Origin of the sequence: Alcaligenes sp. 13f (assembly GCF_020496585.1) — a bacterium.
Lineage (GTDB): Bacteria > Pseudomonadota > Gammaproteobacteria > Burkholderiales > Burkholderiaceae_B > Alcaligenes > Alcaligenes phenolicus.
This window is the reverse complement of the sequence record NZ_JAHKKC010000005.1, coordinates 62142-77985: the sequence shown is the minus strand read 5'-3', so window position 1 is coordinate 77985 and position 15844 is coordinate 62142. Positions and strand designations below refer to the sequence as shown.

The 15844-nt window shown below is 57.2% G+C and carries 13 protein-coding genes; 8 read left to right on the top strand and 5 right to left on the bottom strand.

Features of this window, described 5'->3' with window-relative positions:
- Positions 1-19: 19 nt before the first annotated feature.
- Together KOE80_RS05545 and cysS are read right to left on the bottom strand one after the other, a co-directional pair.
- The gene (locus KOE80_RS05545; RefSeq protein WP_042483969.1) at positions 20-691 is read right to left on the bottom strand and encodes a DNA-3-methyladenine glycosylase family protein; all 672 of its coding nucleotides are present in this window, start codon (positions 689-691) and stop codon (positions 20-22) included.
- On the bottom strand, positions 676-2127 hold the full coding sequence (gene cysS / locus KOE80_RS05540) for a cysteine--tRNA ligase (protein ID WP_035270889.1): 1452 nt from the start codon (positions 2125-2127) through the stop codon (positions 676-678). The genes KOE80_RS05545 and cysS overlap by 16 nt, the downstream gene beginning before the upstream one ends.
- Before the next feature lie 264 nt (positions 2128-2391).
- Here cysS and KOE80_RS05535 point away from each other — a divergent pair, with 264 nt between their 5' ends.
- The 3 genes from KOE80_RS05535 (at position 2392) to KOE80_RS05525 (ending at position 4472) form a co-directional block, all read left to right on the top strand.
- On the top strand, positions 2392-3003 hold the full coding sequence (locus KOE80_RS05535) for a tetratricopeptide repeat protein (protein WP_226348582.1): 612 nt from the start codon (positions 2392-2394) through the stop codon (positions 3001-3003).
- A 169-nt stretch (positions 3004-3172) separates the two neighbouring features.
- On the top strand, positions 3173-3682 hold the full coding sequence (locus KOE80_RS05530; RefSeq protein WP_319002373.1) for a peptidylprolyl isomerase: 510 nt from the start codon (positions 3173-3175) through the stop codon (positions 3680-3682).
- Positions 3672-4472, top strand: a complete 801-nt coding sequence (locus KOE80_RS05525; RefSeq protein WP_009457818.1) for a UDP-2,3-diacylglucosamine diphosphatase — start codon at positions 3672-3674, stop codon at positions 4470-4472. The genes KOE80_RS05530 and KOE80_RS05525 overlap by 11 nt, the downstream gene beginning before the upstream one ends.
- Positions 4473-5576: 1104 nt before the next feature.
- Here KOE80_RS05525 and KOE80_RS05520 read toward each other — a convergent pair.
- Genes KOE80_RS05520 through KOE80_RS05510 form a run of 3 tightly spaced genes read right to left on the bottom strand, consistent with a single transcriptional unit; the run spans position 5577 to position 8897 of the window.
- Positions 5577-6437 carry an undecaprenyl-diphosphate phosphatase gene (locus KOE80_RS05520; protein ID WP_060185687.1) on the bottom strand — a complete coding sequence of 287 codons (861 nt, stop codon included), beginning with the start codon at positions 6435-6437 and terminating at the stop codon, positions 5577-5579.
- 26 nt (positions 6438-6463) lie between these two features.
- Positions 6464-8047, bottom strand: a complete 1584-nt coding sequence (locus KOE80_RS05515; protein WP_035270896.1) for a TerC family protein — start codon at positions 8045-8047, stop codon at positions 6464-6466.
- Positions 8048-8105: 58 nt separating this feature from the next.
- On the bottom strand, positions 8106-8897 hold the full coding sequence (locus KOE80_RS05510; RefSeq protein ID WP_035270898.1) for an inositol monophosphatase family protein: 792 nt from the start codon (positions 8895-8897) through the stop codon (positions 8106-8108).
- A gap of 108 nt (positions 8898-9005) precedes the next feature.
- Here KOE80_RS05510 and KOE80_RS05505 point away from each other — a divergent pair, with 108 nt between their 5' ends.
- The 5 genes from KOE80_RS05505 to mdcA all read left to right on the top strand — a co-directional run bounded on the left by KOE80_RS05505 (position 9006) and on the right by mdcA (position 15841).
- On the top strand, positions 9006-9854 hold the full coding sequence (locus tag KOE80_RS05505; protein ID WP_088450892.1) for an RNA methyltransferase: 849 nt from the start codon (positions 9006-9008) through the stop codon (positions 9852-9854).
- A 145-nt stretch (positions 9855-9999) separates the two neighbouring features.
- A complete protein-coding gene (locus KOE80_RS05500; protein WP_022983524.1) occupies positions 10000-10770 on the top strand; it encodes an IclR family transcriptional regulator in 771 nt (256 codons plus the stop codon).
- Positions 10771-11401: 631 nt separating this feature from the next.
- Positions 11402-12811 carry a short-chain fatty acid transporter gene (locus tag KOE80_RS05495; protein ID WP_035270901.1) on the top strand — a complete coding sequence of 470 codons (1410 nt, stop codon included), beginning with the start codon at positions 11402-11404 and terminating at the stop codon, positions 12809-12811.
- 9 nt (positions 12812-12820) lie between these two features.
- On the top strand, positions 12821-14101 hold the full coding sequence (locus KOE80_RS05490; RefSeq protein WP_115634115.1) for an amidase: 1281 nt from the start codon (positions 12821-12823) through the stop codon (positions 14099-14101).
- Between the two features lie 57 nt (positions 14102-14158).
- Positions 14159-15841, top strand: coding sequence for a malonate decarboxylase subunit alpha (gene mdcA / locus KOE80_RS05485; protein WP_226348581.1), 1683 nt, complete (start codon positions 14159-14161; stop codon positions 15839-15841).
- Positions 15842-15844: the final 3 nt, after the last annotated feature.

Sequence of the window (15844 nt, the reverse complement as noted above, 5' to 3'; positions counted from 1 at the left end):
CTTAAGGTTTAGGCCTAATTTAATATCGTACCGCAACTGTGTTCAGACTGCGCCACAGATGCCAGGTAGCCACCGTGCACCACGGTGCCCACGCTTGAGCAACTTCACGCGCCTCGAACCGGGAGACCGGCTCGCCGCTGAAATAGTGCTGAGAGATTGCCTTGAGCAGGCCCGCATCATCCAAAGGGAGAACATCGGGTCTGTGCAAGTTGAAAATCAGAAACATATCTGCCGTCCAGCGGCCTACGCCACGAATGGCGCACAGGTCCGCAATCACGGCTTCGTCAGACAGGGACTGCCATGCCTGGGGGTCGATTTTACGAGCATCAAAGTGAGTCGCCAAATCAACAATATATTCGGCCTTGCGTTTGGGCAAACCCAAACCGTGCAGGGCCTCGTAACCCAGTTCCAAAATAAGTTCAGGCGAGAGCGCCTGGCCACAGCCGTCCAGCAGTTTGCGCCACAGCTGGTCCGCCGTACGCGAGGCCAGTTGCTGGCCCACGATGGAACGCACCAAGGTGGTGAAAGCCGGTGCCTGATGTTGCAGCCAGTAGTCGCCATGCTGGGGGATGAGCTTGCGCAAGATACGATCGCGCTTCATCAGCTGGGCGCACGCGTCGTCCCAGTAATCAGGTTTGCCCACCAAACGAACTTGAGGGCCGGATTGAACGCCGCTTAGGCCCTGCGCCATTGTGTTGCTCCACCTGGCCGATCTTCCAGCTCTACGCCCTGCTCTTTAAGCTGCTCACGGATGGCGTCGGCGCGCGCAAAGTCGCGATTCTGTTTAGCCTGGCCGCGTTCCGCCAGAAGCTCGTCAATCTGGGCGTCGCTCAAGGAATCGGCACCGGCCACGCTGGCTGCCTGACCAAAGCGTGTGCTGGCGCGCCAGTAGACGGCCGGGTCCACCTGCAAAAGACCAATCACGCCACCCAGAGCGCGCATCAAGCCAGCGGCCTGCGCATCCTTGTCGCGGTTGGCTTGGCCAGCCAGCTCAAACAGAACGGCAATAGCACCGGCCGTATTGAAATCGTCATTCATGGCTTCGGCAAAAGCCAAAGCGGGGCCTTGAGTCCAGTCAATTTGGACGTCGGCGGCCGGAACGTGTTGAAGGGTCTGGTACAGACGGTCCAAAGCCTGCTGAGCATCGCGCAGATTATCTGGTGCGTAGTTTTGCAGGCTGCGGTAATGGTTGCGCACAATAAAGAAGCGCAACATTTCAGCTTCACGCGGATTGGCGATGTAGCTGCTTTCTTCGTCGGCCAGACCTTCGGGCGCCACGGTATCGCGGATGCGACGGAAGTTGCCCAGGGACTTGGACATTTTCTCCGAGTCCACCATCAGGGGGCCGCAGTGCATCCAGACATTGGCCAACTGACCGCCAAAAGCGCCTTCCGTTTGGGCAATTTCATTTTCGTGGTGAGGGAACTTCAAGTCCGGGCCACCGCCGTGAATATCCAGGGGCAGGCCCAGCAGCGCCTTGCTCATGGCCGAACATTCGATGTGCCAGCCCGGGCGGCCCAGGCCGTAGGAGGACTCCCATTTGGATTCGGCGGGTTCGTCTTCTTTAGCCGACTTCCACAGCACAAAATCCAGAGGGTCACGCTTGGCCGAGTTCAGGGCAACACGCTCACCGGCACGCAGATCATCCAAAGAGCGACCCGACAATTTGCCGTAGCCGGGGAACTGACGCACGGCGTAGTTCACATCACCGTCTTCGGACTGATAGGCCAGGCCGTTTTCTTCCAGCTTGGCAATAATGCCCAGCATATCGGGCACGTGCTGCGTGGCGCGTGGTTCCGAGTCAGGGCTTTGCACACCCAGGGCCTTTTCGTCGGCATGCATGGCGGCAATATAGAAGTCCGTTACCTGAGACATCAGTTGCTTGCGCTCGACGGCACGGCGGATGATCTTGTCATCAATATCGGTAATATTGCGCACATAGGAGACGCGATAGCCGCTTGCTCGCAACCAGCGCTGCACGATGTCAAAGCTGACCAGCATACGAGCGTGCCCCAGGTGACAGAAGTCGTACACCGTCATGCCACAGACGTACATACGCACGTGGCCCGGTTCAACCGGAGAAAACACCTCTTTAGAGCGTGACAACGAGTTATAAATGCGCAACATGGCCTGTAATCGTCATAAAATCGGAACCTTGTGCCAGAACAATTGCCCTTGGATCAGGTTCCGTATTTCCCGCCCGGCAAGAGGCAAGGTTAGAATGATGGTCAATAAGTATAGCAAGCAGACCTCGTTAAAGGCAGCAATCTACCAACCTTCCTGGTCTTCAAGCCAGATTTTATAGGCGCCCCCTCTGTGTTCAGTACACCTAGACGGACTCGGTTTCTCGCTCCTTGCACCCTGGCCCTTTTTCTGGCCCTGGGTCAAAACGTGAGCGCCCAATCCCTGCCCGATTTGCCCCCGCCCAGTGCGCGGGTGAACGATCCCTTGCTGGATATCGCTCCCGAACCTGAACGTGGCTGGAAGGGTCTGGCCCGTGCTCTGGACGTGCTGGCCCCCAGCGTCGATACCTCTTTGCCGCTTAGCGCCGCTGAAGTCAGCCAGCGCATCAGCACCTTGATTGCCCAGGGCCGTCATGCCGACGCCTTGCAGGCGATCGAAAAACAGCTGGAGCAACGCAAGGACCGGGGCGAGCCCGGTGCCAATGTGCAGTTGCTGTTTTTGAAGGCACGCGCCCTGTCGGCCAGTGGTGACCACAATGGCGCCATCAGCCTTTACCAGAACATGACCACCTATTACCCGGAGTTGCCCGAGCCCTGGAATAATCTGGCGGCCGAGTACATTGCGCAGGACAAGCTGGACCTGGCCCTGGAAGCCCTGAAAATGGCTTTGACCGCCGATCCCTCCTATGCACTGGCCCGCGCCAATATGGGTGAAGTCCAACTGATGCTGGCCAATGATACCTACCGTCAGGCCGCCGCCAGTGGTGTGCCCAAAGCAGCCCAGCGTGCGCAACAAACTGGCCAAATTCTGCAACAATAAGATTTTTCTTTGACTGGGTTGTCCCTATCTTATGTTTGCAAGCACATTTCAATGGTGTGATCAGGCTCGCAGCTTGCGCACCCTGCTTATTGCTGCCTGTATGGCTATGCCTATGATGAGCAGTCCGGCTATGGCAGCAGATTCTTCCACTTCTTCTGAAGGCACTTCTATGAGCACCTCTCCACGCGTCCAACTGCAGACGAACCAGGGCACCATCCTGATCGAACTGAACGCAGAAAAAGCCCCCAACACCGTAGCCAACTTTGTGGACTACGTGTCCAGCGGTTTTTACGACGGCACCGTGTTTCACCGTGTGATCAACAACTTCATGATCCAGGGCGGCGGCTTTGAGGCCGACATGAAGCAAAAAGCCACCAACGCTCCTGTCAAGAACGAAGCCGACAACGGTTTGAAGAACGACAAGTACACCCTGGCCATGGCTCGCACCTCCGACCCACACTCGGCTACGGCTCAGTTCTTCATCAACGTGGCTGACAACGACTTCCTGAACTTCACCGCTCCTACCGCCAATGGCTGGGGCTACGCCGTATTTGGCCGCGTGATCGAAGGCATGGACGTGGTCGACAAGATCAAGACCGTGCGCACCGGCAACAAGGGCTTCCACCAAGACGTGCCCGTTGAGAACGTCGTTCTGGAAAAAGCCACGCTTGTCGAATAAGCTCACGCTTGCGGGCAACATCTGGATTGCTGCGGACCTGCATCTGGGTCCGGACAATCCAGACACCGTCCAGGATTTCCTGCAGTTTCTGCACTCCGCCCAGCATCAAGCTCATGCCTTGATCCTGGGCGGTGATATTTTCAATGCCTGGATTGGTGACGATCAAATCGCCCACCCTGCTCCCTGGCTTGCTCAAGTCAGTGAGGCGCTGCGCACATTCGCGCAGCAGCATCCGCTGTATCTGATGCGCGGCAATCGCGATTTCCTGCTGGGCCAAACCTACGCCCGCCATGTTCACGCCACGCTATTGCCCGATCAAGTCGTTCTGGACACTTCTGCCGGCCTGATTCTGATGTCGCACGGCGACGAGTACTGCCTGGACGATCTGGCCTATCAACGCTTTCGCCATTGGGTACGCAAACCCTGGCTCCAGAAACTCTATCTGGCCTGCCCTTTAAGCTTGCGTCAGCGTATTGCTGATTCAGCCCGCGCCGGTAGCCAGCGCGGCAAGCAATACAAGTCCAAAGACATCATGGATGTGCAGCCTGCAGCTATTGTGGCAGCCTGCGAGGCGCATCCTGTGCAGGCCATGGTTCATGGCCATACACATCGCCCTGCAGTACATGACATTCCCGGCTTTGAGCCGGTACGCCGCTGGGTACTCCCGGATTGGGAGTCTGACTCCTCGGAAGGAGGACGACGGGGCGGCTATATCAGCATTGAAGGTGTACAGCTCTGCCTGCACCAGTGGGGGCAAGAGGATCAGTGTCAGACACTGGGACCTCAGTAAGAGTGACTTCACCTACAGCCAGCTAGGTTTAAGCTCCACGTCTTTTTATACCTGCTTGCGATAAAACCTGTTTTTCTTCACACGGTGCTGGTGGCAGGAATCAAGGTGGCTGCATAAGCATTTTTGAGGGGGCAGTTGGGCTCGACTTGGCGGGTCTCCGGCCCGTGCTGCGCACGGGTTCCCTGGTCTCTTGCAGTATCCAGGCGCCCTGTGAACCTCGCGGGGTGGCTCGTCCCCCGGACGAACCACAAGCGCCCCGCTCAAACAGCACAGGGCTTGCATCCTGGATACTGCAAGAGCCTGCGGCCAGAGCCCTGACTCGCCCGTCGAGCCCAACTGCCCCCTCAAAAACGCAAAAAAGACCGTGATTTTTGCCAACAAGATACTTTCGCTCGCGGCAACCAAAGCGGACCACCGAAGGCTGGTCTCGTGCCCGACCACCGACTCTTGGCGCCATGAGCAGCAAGGCTGCTTGTCCCTTCCTCACTTTGAGCCTCTCGGTTCGTCTGCCCCGGTATCCGGGCGGTTCAGACTGCTTGCCGCAGGCGGTGTTCGGATACGGGGTGCAAGCGCCCTTCTGTTTGAGCGGGGCGCTTGTGTCTTGTCCGGTGGACAAGACACCCCGCGAGTTAAGGGCGCGCCCGTATCCGAACACCGACCAGGGTACCGGTGCGCAGCACCGGCAAGTAGTCAGCCCGGATACCGGGGCAGACGAACCGAGAGGCGTCTTGCTGAGACCAAGCTCCCTTCAATAAGCAGCAGCGTCTCGAAGCCAAGCCAGACCAAATGACGGGCGACAAACCCGCTATTTGCCAACAAACCCTTGAACACAATAATCACCAAAAAAGTGCCTATCAAATTGGTACATCGCTAGATACGCGGACAGACAGACGGATAGACAGCTAGACAGATAAATAGATAGATATATAGATAGATAGGTAGGTAGGTAGGTAGGTAGGTAGGTAGGTAGGTAGGTAGGTAGGTAGGTAGGTAGGTAAAGTATGTGCGTGAAAAGACGACATTTACCGAGCCTCCCTGAAAAGAAAAATCCCCGCTGGCAGATCAAGCAAGCGGGGATTTCAAAACATCTTAGGCGGCAAAGGTCTAAGTCATCAGCCACACAAACAATACTCCGCCCAACGCAATCCGATACCAGGCAAAAGGACGATAGGTGCGACTGGACACAAAGCGCAACACGGCCTTCACCAGGAACAAGGCGCTAAAGAAGGCAGCAACAAAGCCCACAATAATCGCGGTGCTTTGATCTGCACTCAAGGACGCACCGTTGCGATACAGGTCATAAACAGTAGCAGCCAGCATGGTGGGCATGGCCAGAAAAAAAGAAAACTCCGTAGCAGTCTTGCGCTGAATACCGGCCAGCATGCCGCCGATAATAGTGGCGCCCGAACGTGAAGTACCTGGCACCATGGCAATACATTGGGCAAACCCAACCACCAAAGCCTGCTTCCAGGTGATCTCTTCCAAGGCAAAGGCGGTAGCCTTTTGCGAGGTGGCGGTTTCACTCTGATCCAGCTCCGACGTGTTCTTCGCGTACTGCGGTTTGCGCTCGACCCACAGCATCAACAAACCACCCAATACCAGCGTGAACACAAACACAATCTGGTGATGGAACAAGGCTTTAACGTACTGAATCGTCAAGGCACCAATAACGGCAGCGGGCAAAAAGGCAATCAGCAGATTGCGAGTGAACATCAGCTCAGTGCGATCACCGCGCAAGACCCCGGTGATCAGCTGAATCAAACGGGCGCGAAAAATCCAGATCACGGCCAGAATCGAACCAAACTGAATGACAACCTCGAAGACCTTGGCATCGCCCGAGGAAAAATCAATCCAGGAGCCCAGGATCAGCAAGTGCGCCGTACTGGAAACCGGAATGAATTCCGTGATGCCCTCAACAATCCCCAGAAACAGGGCTTTCAACAAATAGAGAGTTTGCTCAGTCATGTTGTCCGAATCAAAGCCAATAAAAATTAAGACGCCAGAAATGGATCGATTTGTTCATCATCGTATGGCACACGTTCCAGGCTGACCTGCGAAATGCGACGCCCTTCCAGCTCTTCCACCTTGAAGCGATACACCGCATCGCTTTGCTCAAGCACACACACATCGCCCACCTTGGGCAATTGTCCGAAACGCGTCAGCAGATAACCGGCCAGGGTGGCATATTCTTCCTCTTCATCCACCAGACCATCCACACCCAGCATCTGTTCCAGATGATGCAAGTCGGTGGAGCCGTCCAGGAGCCAGTGGTCCTGAGACTCCTGGACAATATCGGGGGTTTCGTCCTCGCTGGGGAAGTCGCCTGCAATCGCCTCGAAAATATCCAAAGGCGTCACCAAACCTTCAATAGTGCCGAACTCGTCCGTCACCATGACCAACTGCCCGCGGCTTTGCTTGATGGTTTCCATCAGGTCCAAAATCCCGATGGACTCATACACAAAAACCGGCTGACGCAATTGGTCCAGACGGATATGACCATGAATCAGCAGGTCTGCCAGTAACTCTTTGCTTCGACCAATGCCAATAACCTCATCGAGCGAACCGCGACACACTGGCACCATGCTATGGGGTTCATGTGTCATCTTTTCGCGCAGGACTTCAGGATCGTCCTGCACATTCACCCAGGTAATCGCATTGCGCGGCGTCATCACCGAATGCACGGTACGCTCGGACAAAGTCAGCACACCACTGACCATATTGCGTTCTTCCTGACCGAACACCATTTGCGCCGCCGCACCGGGCAGATCCGGCCCGATGGCCGTTTCACCGGAAGCGGGACGCTTGCCCAACATGCGCAGCACAGCCTCGGCCGTACGCTCACGCATGGGACGACCAGCCTGCAGCATACGCAACTTGCGACGCGCCAGCTGATTGAACATTTCGATCAGGATGGAGAAGGAAATGGCCGCATACAGGTAACCCTTGGGTACATGTACGCCAAAGCCTTCCACCAGCAAGGAGAAGCCGATCATCAACAAAAAGCCCAGGCACAGGATCACCACCGTGGGGCGACTATTGATATAAGCCGTCAAGGGTTTGGAAGCAACCAGCATGATGCCAATGGCAATGACCACCGCCGCCATCATGATGGGCAGGTGCTCGACCATACCCACCGCCGTAATGACCGCGTCGATGGAGAACACGGCATCCAGCACCACGATCTGCGCCACGATGACCCAGAAGCTGGCATACATGCGCGAGCCGGAAGCATGAGCGCTGCGGTTCTCAATACGTTCGTGCAGCTCCAGTGTGCCCTTGAACAGCAGGAAAAAACCGCCCACGATCATGATCAGATCGCGGCCTGAGAAATCCAGGCTGAATATAGAGAACAAAGGATCGGTCAGCTGCACCAGATGAGACATGACCGTCAGTAAGCCAAGGCGCATCAGCAAGGCCAGTGACAGGCCCAGCACACGAGCCCGGTCGCGCTGCGCCGGAGGCAGCTTGTCGACCAAAATTGCAATGAACACCAGGTTATCGATGCCCAGCACAATTTCCAGAACTACCAGTGTGAGTAACCCAACCCAGGCGGTCGGGTCCATCAACCACTCCATCTCAGCTCCTTGGCGCTGTGATTAAAAGAACACCCCGGCAATGCCGGGGTCTAGGTTCTTAATCTTGCAGGTGCGACAGCATCTGAATAAAGATCTTCGGACTGGCGGCAATCACATTGCCAGTCTCTTTCCAGGTTTGTTCGCCTTCAAAGTCGCCCACCAGACCACCGGCTTCAGTTACCAGCAAGGTGCCGGCAGCCAAATCCCAGGGTTTCAGGTTAACGGCGCAGAAACCATCCAGACGACCAGCGGCCACATAAGCCAGATCCAAAACCGTTGCACCCACGCGACGCACGGCAGCACATTCGGCCAGCATATCGGCAAATGGAGAGGTAGGTTTCACGCCTGCACCCGAATCCGGCACGTGTGCACCGATCAAGGCATCGTGGTAACGGGTCTGGCCCGAGACACGAATACGACGGTCATTCAGGAAGGCACCACCGCCACGGCTGGCCGTGAACATTTCATTGCGGTTGGTGTCGTAAATGACGGCATGGGCAGCCTGGCCACGGTGCATCAAGGCAATCGAAATTGCGTAGCACGGAAAGCCGTGGATAAAGTTGGTGGTGCCATCCAGAGGATCAATGACCCACTGGTATTCGGGAGTACCTTCGCCTGCGGGTTCCAGCGGTGGGCGCTCGCCCGTTTCCTCGCCGATAAAACCGTGGTCGGGGTAGGCTTCGCTCAACACTTCAATGATGGCTTCCTCTGCTGCGCGATCCACTTCCGTGACATAATCTTTAGGGCCTTTACGCGCAACCGACAGGTGCTGGAGGTCCAGACTGGCGCGAGAGATAATGGTGCCGGCACGGCGAGCCGCCTTGATGGCGGTATTGAGCATCGGGTGCATGGAAATTCCGTTTTTTTAACAATAATTGAGCCTGCCTGGCGTGCCCTGTTGCAGGGCAAAATCGCGTGAGCAGACACAGGAAGCGTAGCTTCAAAGTAGCTATTTTAAATGACTCAGACGCAAGCATCGGCATTTGATGATAATTTTCACCGGGTTCGCTTCATTATGGTGCAACCCAGCCACCCTGGAAACGTGGGCGCAGCAGCGCGAGCGATCAAAACCATGGGCTTTGGCGACTTATGTCTGGTCGACCCGCTAGACCCGGACGTTGCACAAAACCCTCAGGCAATCTCGCTGGCCAGCGGTGCCGTAGATGTTTTGGAGCAAGCAACTATTGTTCCCACTCTGGCGCATGCACTGGAACCGGTCACTCTGGCTTTTGCCCTGACGGCCCGCCCCCGCTATTTAGGACCGCCAGCCGCCGATATACGTCAGACTGCCGAACTGAGCCGTGAGCATCTGCGCCAGCACGCCGGAACCGTCGCCATTGTGCTGGGGACCGAACGCGTGGGCCTGACCAACGATCACATCAGCCAGTGCCAGTACGTCTGCCATATTCCGGCCAATCCTGAATACAGTTCCCTGAATGTCGCCCAGGCTTTGCAACTGGCTGCCTGGGAATTGCGCTATGCCTTGCTGGCTGAAAGCGGTGCCAGCCTGCTGCCCAATACGGATGGCAAGGCAGACCCTGGCAAGGAGCTGGCTCCCCAAGCCAAGGTGCAAGCCTTGCTGCAGCACTGGGAACAGGCCATTGAAAGCGTCAAGTTCCTGGACCCCAAACACCCCAAGAAGCTGGTGCCCCGCATGCAGCACCTGTTCGGTCGCGCCCAGCTTAGTTTGGACGAAGTGGATATGTTGCGCGGCCTGTGTACCGCCATGATCAAGACCGCTAAAACAGCGGGCCACCCCATCCCTGAACAACGTAAAGACGAATCGGCAGGCCCGGAACATCGCTAAAAACTGCCTTCAAACGCGCTACCCCTCTTGCCCGCTGCACCCAGCGGGCATTGTCTTTTATGAGCGATCACACAGTGGACACTTTCTTGGCTGGCGTATATTCTTACTGAGTTACTTTTTCGGTAAGCAATAGCTGTTTTCAAGCATGAACACTCCCGAGACCGTAGAACCGCAGGATCAGGCCGGGCCGCGCACCTTGCAACGCGGCCTGCTGGTGCTCAAGACTTTGCAGAATCATCAAGGCAAAGGGCTGAGCGTCACCGACCTGTCGCGCGCCACGCAATTACAGCGCCCCACCATATACCGGCTGTTGGCCGCCCTGATCGATCACGGTCTGGTTCAGAACAGCAGCCATAGCCGTCGCTACAGCGCCACGCGCCAGGATCAGGGCCTGTTTGGACTGGACCCGCGTGTCACCATCATGCAGCCCATCATGCAAGAGCTGGCTCAACAGACTGGCGACGCGGTCTTTCTGGTGGGCCGCGATGGCGACGACTCCGTTAGCCTGTGGCGCGAAATTGGCCCCTACCCGGTACAGATTCTGGCCACTTATGTAGGCAAGCGTCAGCCTTTGGGCGTGGGTTCGGGTGGCATGGCCTATCTGGCCACACTTGGGGACGAAGCGATCGAGCAGATTATCGAACGCAATGCCAATCAACTGGATCAGTACGGTGGCATGACCCAGCGCGAGATGCGCCAGTTGGTCACCAACACCCGTATCCGGGGCTACTCGGTTGTAGGCAATTACGCCGTACGCGGTGCTTTGGGTGTGGGCTGCGCGCTATGCGACCACAAAGGCCGCCCCATTCTGGCCATGAGTGTCACGGCCATTACCGAGCGCATGCCTGCGCCACGGCAAAAAGAAATTGCCGGTTTGCTGCGCGACGCGCTGGATTCGGTCGCCGACAAGTTTTAAATCTGGGCGGATCTCTCCCCCATAACGGTGTCGGGACCGTTACCACCCTCATCCGCACACAGCCTGCCCTGTGTGCTTTTTTTACGCCTCGAACCTCCCCCTCCGCCTGCTTTCCTCATCAACGCAGGTAGCTCTTCCAGGCTCAGCCTGTCAAAACAAGGGAAACTACGCTGGCTATAAGCCCAGTCCCCTCCCAAGCCGCACTCATCCCAGCTTGGCTTCTGAAAAAAGCAGTGCCGTTTCAAACAGTGCTCTAGCCTCCATTCAAACTGATCCTCTAATCAGTTCGTTTTAGCTAAATATCCCCATTTCTCAAAAAACAGTCGGCTTTATATCGAAAGCCGCTTGTCGCGGCGCGCGCTCGCCCTTTTACCCCTAGGGTTAACGCGTCATCGTTTCGCCGCGCGTAAATAAAACAACATTTGCTTTATTGATCCACGCACTAGCCTGTCGCTATCTTGTGGGCACAACGATAAGCCCCCTAAGGGGCACACCATAAAAAAGGAAGGCGAGATACAGGCAACAGTCATTACCGAGGAGTACGCGCTAGCGGGACTGTGTATCCAGCATCCACATCCATCAGCCGACCCACTAGCCAGGTCGGGGAGACAAAAACAAGGATAAGTTCATCATGAACACCACTGCTACCCTCTCGGCCAAACCCAGGCCAAACTTGCTGACCCGCTTTACCAATATCTGCGTGCGTTACGTAGAAAAGTGGATGCCGGACCCGTATCTGTTCGCCGTCATCCTGAGCTTGCTGGTTGTAGGACTGATTGCCCTGTTTGTCGATGGCGCCACCCCCGGAGGAATGGTGGATGCCTGGTATCGCGGGGTATGGGGCCCCAAAAGTATTTTCACCTTTGCCCTGCAAATGGTGCTGATTCTGGTGACGGGCTACACCCTGGCTGAAGCACCGCCCTTGAAACGCGCCATCATCTGGTTGGCCTCCCGTGCCCGCACACAAGTTGAAGGCGCCCTGTTGTGCTTTGCCGTGGGCGCGATCTTCTGCCTGCTGAACTGGGGCCTGGGTCTGGTGGCTGGTGCCCTGGTTGCACGCCAGGTTGCCCGCCGTCTGCCCAATGTGCACTTTGGTTATCTGATTGCCTCGGGTTATATGGGTTACCTGCTCTGGACTCAAGGTCTGTCCAGCTCGATTGCCCTGGCCAATACCGACCCCAACAGCCCCATCAACGTCATCCATCAACTGACCAGCATGACGGTGCCGTTCAGCCTGACCATTTTCCAGCCCTATAGCTGGATTCCAGTTGTGGCCCTGATCATCCTGCTGTTTCTGACGATCTGGCGCATGGAGCCTGACTACGCCTTGCCGCCTGACCCCGCCGTCTTTGCTGACATTGAAAAAGACCTGCCCAAAACCAAGCCCAGCACCCCAGCCGAAAAGCTGGAAAACCTGTGGATTCTGAATGTGCTGTTCTTTGCCGCGGGTATGTACTACTTCGTGCGCAGCGGTTTTGCGCTGAACATCTCATCCATGATCATGCTGTTTACCGTCACCGGTGCCCTGCTGCACTGGACGCCTATCCGCTTTATCAAATCCTTTGTCGAGTCCGCCAAAACGGCAGGCCCGCTGATTCTGCAGTACCCGCTGTATGGCGGCATCATGGGCCTGCTTGCCTATATCCCCATGGAGGGCGGTCGCGCCCTGGAAGAAATTCTGTCCTCCGCGCTGGTGACTGGGGCCAATGAATACACTCTGCCCTTCCTGACCTTTATCGCCTCCATCATCATCTCGCTGTTTGTTCCTTCCGGTGGCGGACACTGGGGTGTGCAAGGCCCCATCGCTGTGCAATCGGCCCTGGCCATTGGTCAGGACGGCCCTGCCTACCTGGGCCTGATGTCCATGGCCGTCGCCTTTGGCGAGGCGGTGGCCAACATGATCCAGCCCTTCTGGCTTTTGCCTGTGCTGGCCATTGCGCGCCTGAATGTACGACAAGTGATGGGCTTTACTGTCGTGGCCTTTCTGATTGGCACCGTCATTTTGACGATTGCTATTCTTATCGCACCCTTCACGATCTAAGGACGCGCCATGTCTGTGAATGATTTCGCTACCCGAAACAGGACATCTAGCCAGGAGGCAGCAGAGGCAGCAATTGCCCGCTACGAACAAACCGAGGATCTGATTCAGGCCTTTGCCCATCTGGACAAGGAGCAGGTACGGCGTGTCGCCCAAGAGCAGGAGAACAACACCGGCCCTTTAAAGGGGCTGGTCATCGGCATCAAGGATTTGATCAATACGGCGGACGCTCCAGCCACCTATGGTTCGCCCATTTATCGCGACAACCGCCCCACCCAGGACGCTGCCATTGTGCAGGCTCTGCGTGCGGCCGGTGCCGTGCCTTTTGGCAAAACCGTCACCACGGAATTTGCGCTGTTCAGCCCTCCCAAGACACGCAACCCCTGGAATCTGGAGCACACGCCGGGCGGTTCGTCGTCCGGCTCGGCCGCTGCCGTGGCCGCCAATGTGGTGCCGGTAGCTTTGGGCACCCAGACAGCGGGGTCCGTGGTGCGCCCCGCCACGTTCTGCGGAATTTATGGCTTCAAACCCAGCTTCGGCGCCCTGCCCAGCAGCGGCTTGAAAACCATCAGCCCGTCTCTGGACACCTTGGGAATTTTGGGCCAGCGTCTGGAGGATGTGCGCCTTGTGTTCAACGCGCTGCGCAGCACGCCGGAAGTATCGCAAGTCCTGCAGCAAGCCCCTTTGCGCCTGAGCTTTTTGCACACGCCCTGGTGGGAGGACATTGCCGAGGATTTGCGTGATCGGCTGGAAGCGACCGTGACTCACCTGAAAATGGATGACGGCCAGTTTGAAGTTCAGCTTAGCGACAGGGACAGTCTGTTTGGTGAACTGACCCACGCGCAGCAAGCCATCATGGGAGCTGAAGTACTGGCCCATTTAAGCCATGAACGCCAGCAACACCTGGAACTGCTCTCGCCTGCTTTGCAGACTTATCTGGATAAATGCGCACAGACTCAACCTGCCGAACTGATTCAGGCTCAAGGCCTGATCAATCAGGTCAAGCGCCAACCCGAGCTGATCTTCGGCGACGCAGACCTGATCCTGAGCGCCGCCGCCTTGGGCGAGGCTCCCACACGCGACACCACGGGCGATCCCGTGCTGTGCCGTGCCTGGACGGCATTGGGCATTCCATGCATCAACTTGCCCATCGGCTTTGGCAGCCACGGGCTTCCTTTAGGACTGCAAGTGGCTGCCCGCCCTGGGCAAGATGACCTGCTACTGGAAGCGGCCACCCGCATTGCCCATCGCCTGGGCACATTAACTATCGCGCTGCCTGAACTCCGATCCTGAAGGGTCGGGCAGCTTACTCAACGGATCACATCGACAGAGGTAGGACAGGGAAACCCAATGACGGACAGCAACTGGAATCTTAAGAATCAAGCCCGCCAGCAAAGACTGCAACGTGCCAGCCGCGCACTGGGAGACTCTTTGCAAGGCAAGATATGCAGCACGGATAAAGCCAGCAGCTTGCTGGAAGCCGTATTACAAGTAGGAGATCGAGTATGTCTGGAAGGCAATAACCAGAAGCAGGCCGACTTTCTGGCCGACGCACTGGTGGGCGTCGACCCAGCGCAGATTCATGACCTGCACATGGTGCAATCCGTGCTGGCCTTGCCCCAGCATCTGGATGTGTTTGAAAAAGGCATTGCCAACCGCCTGGACTTCAGCTTTTCCGGCCCGCAAGGTGCGCGCCTGGCCAGGCTGGCCTCGGCAGGACGACTGAACATCGGTGCCATTCATACCTATCTGGAGTTGTTTGCCCGTTACTTTGTAGATTTGACCCCGAATGTCGCGCTCATCGCGGCCCAGGCCGCCGATGAGCACGGCAATCTGTACACCGGCCCCAATACCGAGGACACCCCGGCTATTGTGGAAGCCACCGCTTTTTCCGGCGGCATTGTCATCGCCCAGGTCAACGAGCTGGTCGACAGCAAGACCACCCGCCTGCCGCGTGTGGACATTCCCGCCGACTGGGTGAACTTTGTCGTGCCCGCTCCCCGCCCGCACTTTATCGAACCGCTGTTTACCCGCGACCCAGCCCAGATCAGCGAAATCCAGGTCTTGATGGCCATGATGGCGATCAAGGGCATCTACGCGGAATACGGTGTGCAACGCCTGAACCACGGCATCGGTTTTGATACCGCCGCCATTGAATTGTTGCTGCCCACTTACGGCGAATCACTGGGCCTGAAAGGCAAGATTTGCCAGCACTGGGCCTTGAATCCGCATCCTGCCCTGATCCCAGCCATCGAAGCCGGTTGGGTGCAATCGGTGCACTCCTTCGGCTCCGAGCTGGGCATGGAAAACTATCTGCGCGCCCGCTCCGATGTGTTCTTCACCGGCCCGGATGGCAGCATGCGCAGCAACCGCGCGTTCTGTCAGGCGGCTGGCCACTACGCCTGTGACCTGTTCATCGGCTCCACCTTGCAGATCGACCTGCATGGCAATAGCTCCACCGCCACGCTGGGCCGTATTGCCGGTTTTGGTGGCGCACCCAATATGGGCGCGGATGCTCGCGGTCGTCGCCACGCCAGCCCCGCCTGGTTGAAAGCCGGGCAAGAGGCACGCCAAGGACGCCAAGGTGCAGCCGGTACGCCACGTGGTCAGAAGCTGGTGGTGCAGATTGTGGAAACCTTCCGCGAACACATGACGCCCGCCTTTGTGGACACCCTGGATGCCTGGACCCTGCAGGAGCAGACCGGCATGGATCTGCCGCCCGTCATGGTGTACGGCGACGATGTCACTCACATCCTGACAGAAGAAGGCATCGCCAATCTCTTGCTGTGCCGTACCGACGAAGAGCGCGAACAAGCCATACGGGGCGTTGCCGGCTACACGCAAGTGGGCCTGGGCCGAGATGCCCGCATGGTGGAGAACCTGCGTGATCGCGGCATCATCCGTCGCCCTCAAGATTTGGGCATAGACCCACGCCAGGCCACCCGCAATTTATTGGCCGCACGCAGCATGCGGGATCTGGTTCAAGCCTCCGGCGGGCTGTATCAACCTCCGGCACGCTTCCGTAACTGGTAATGG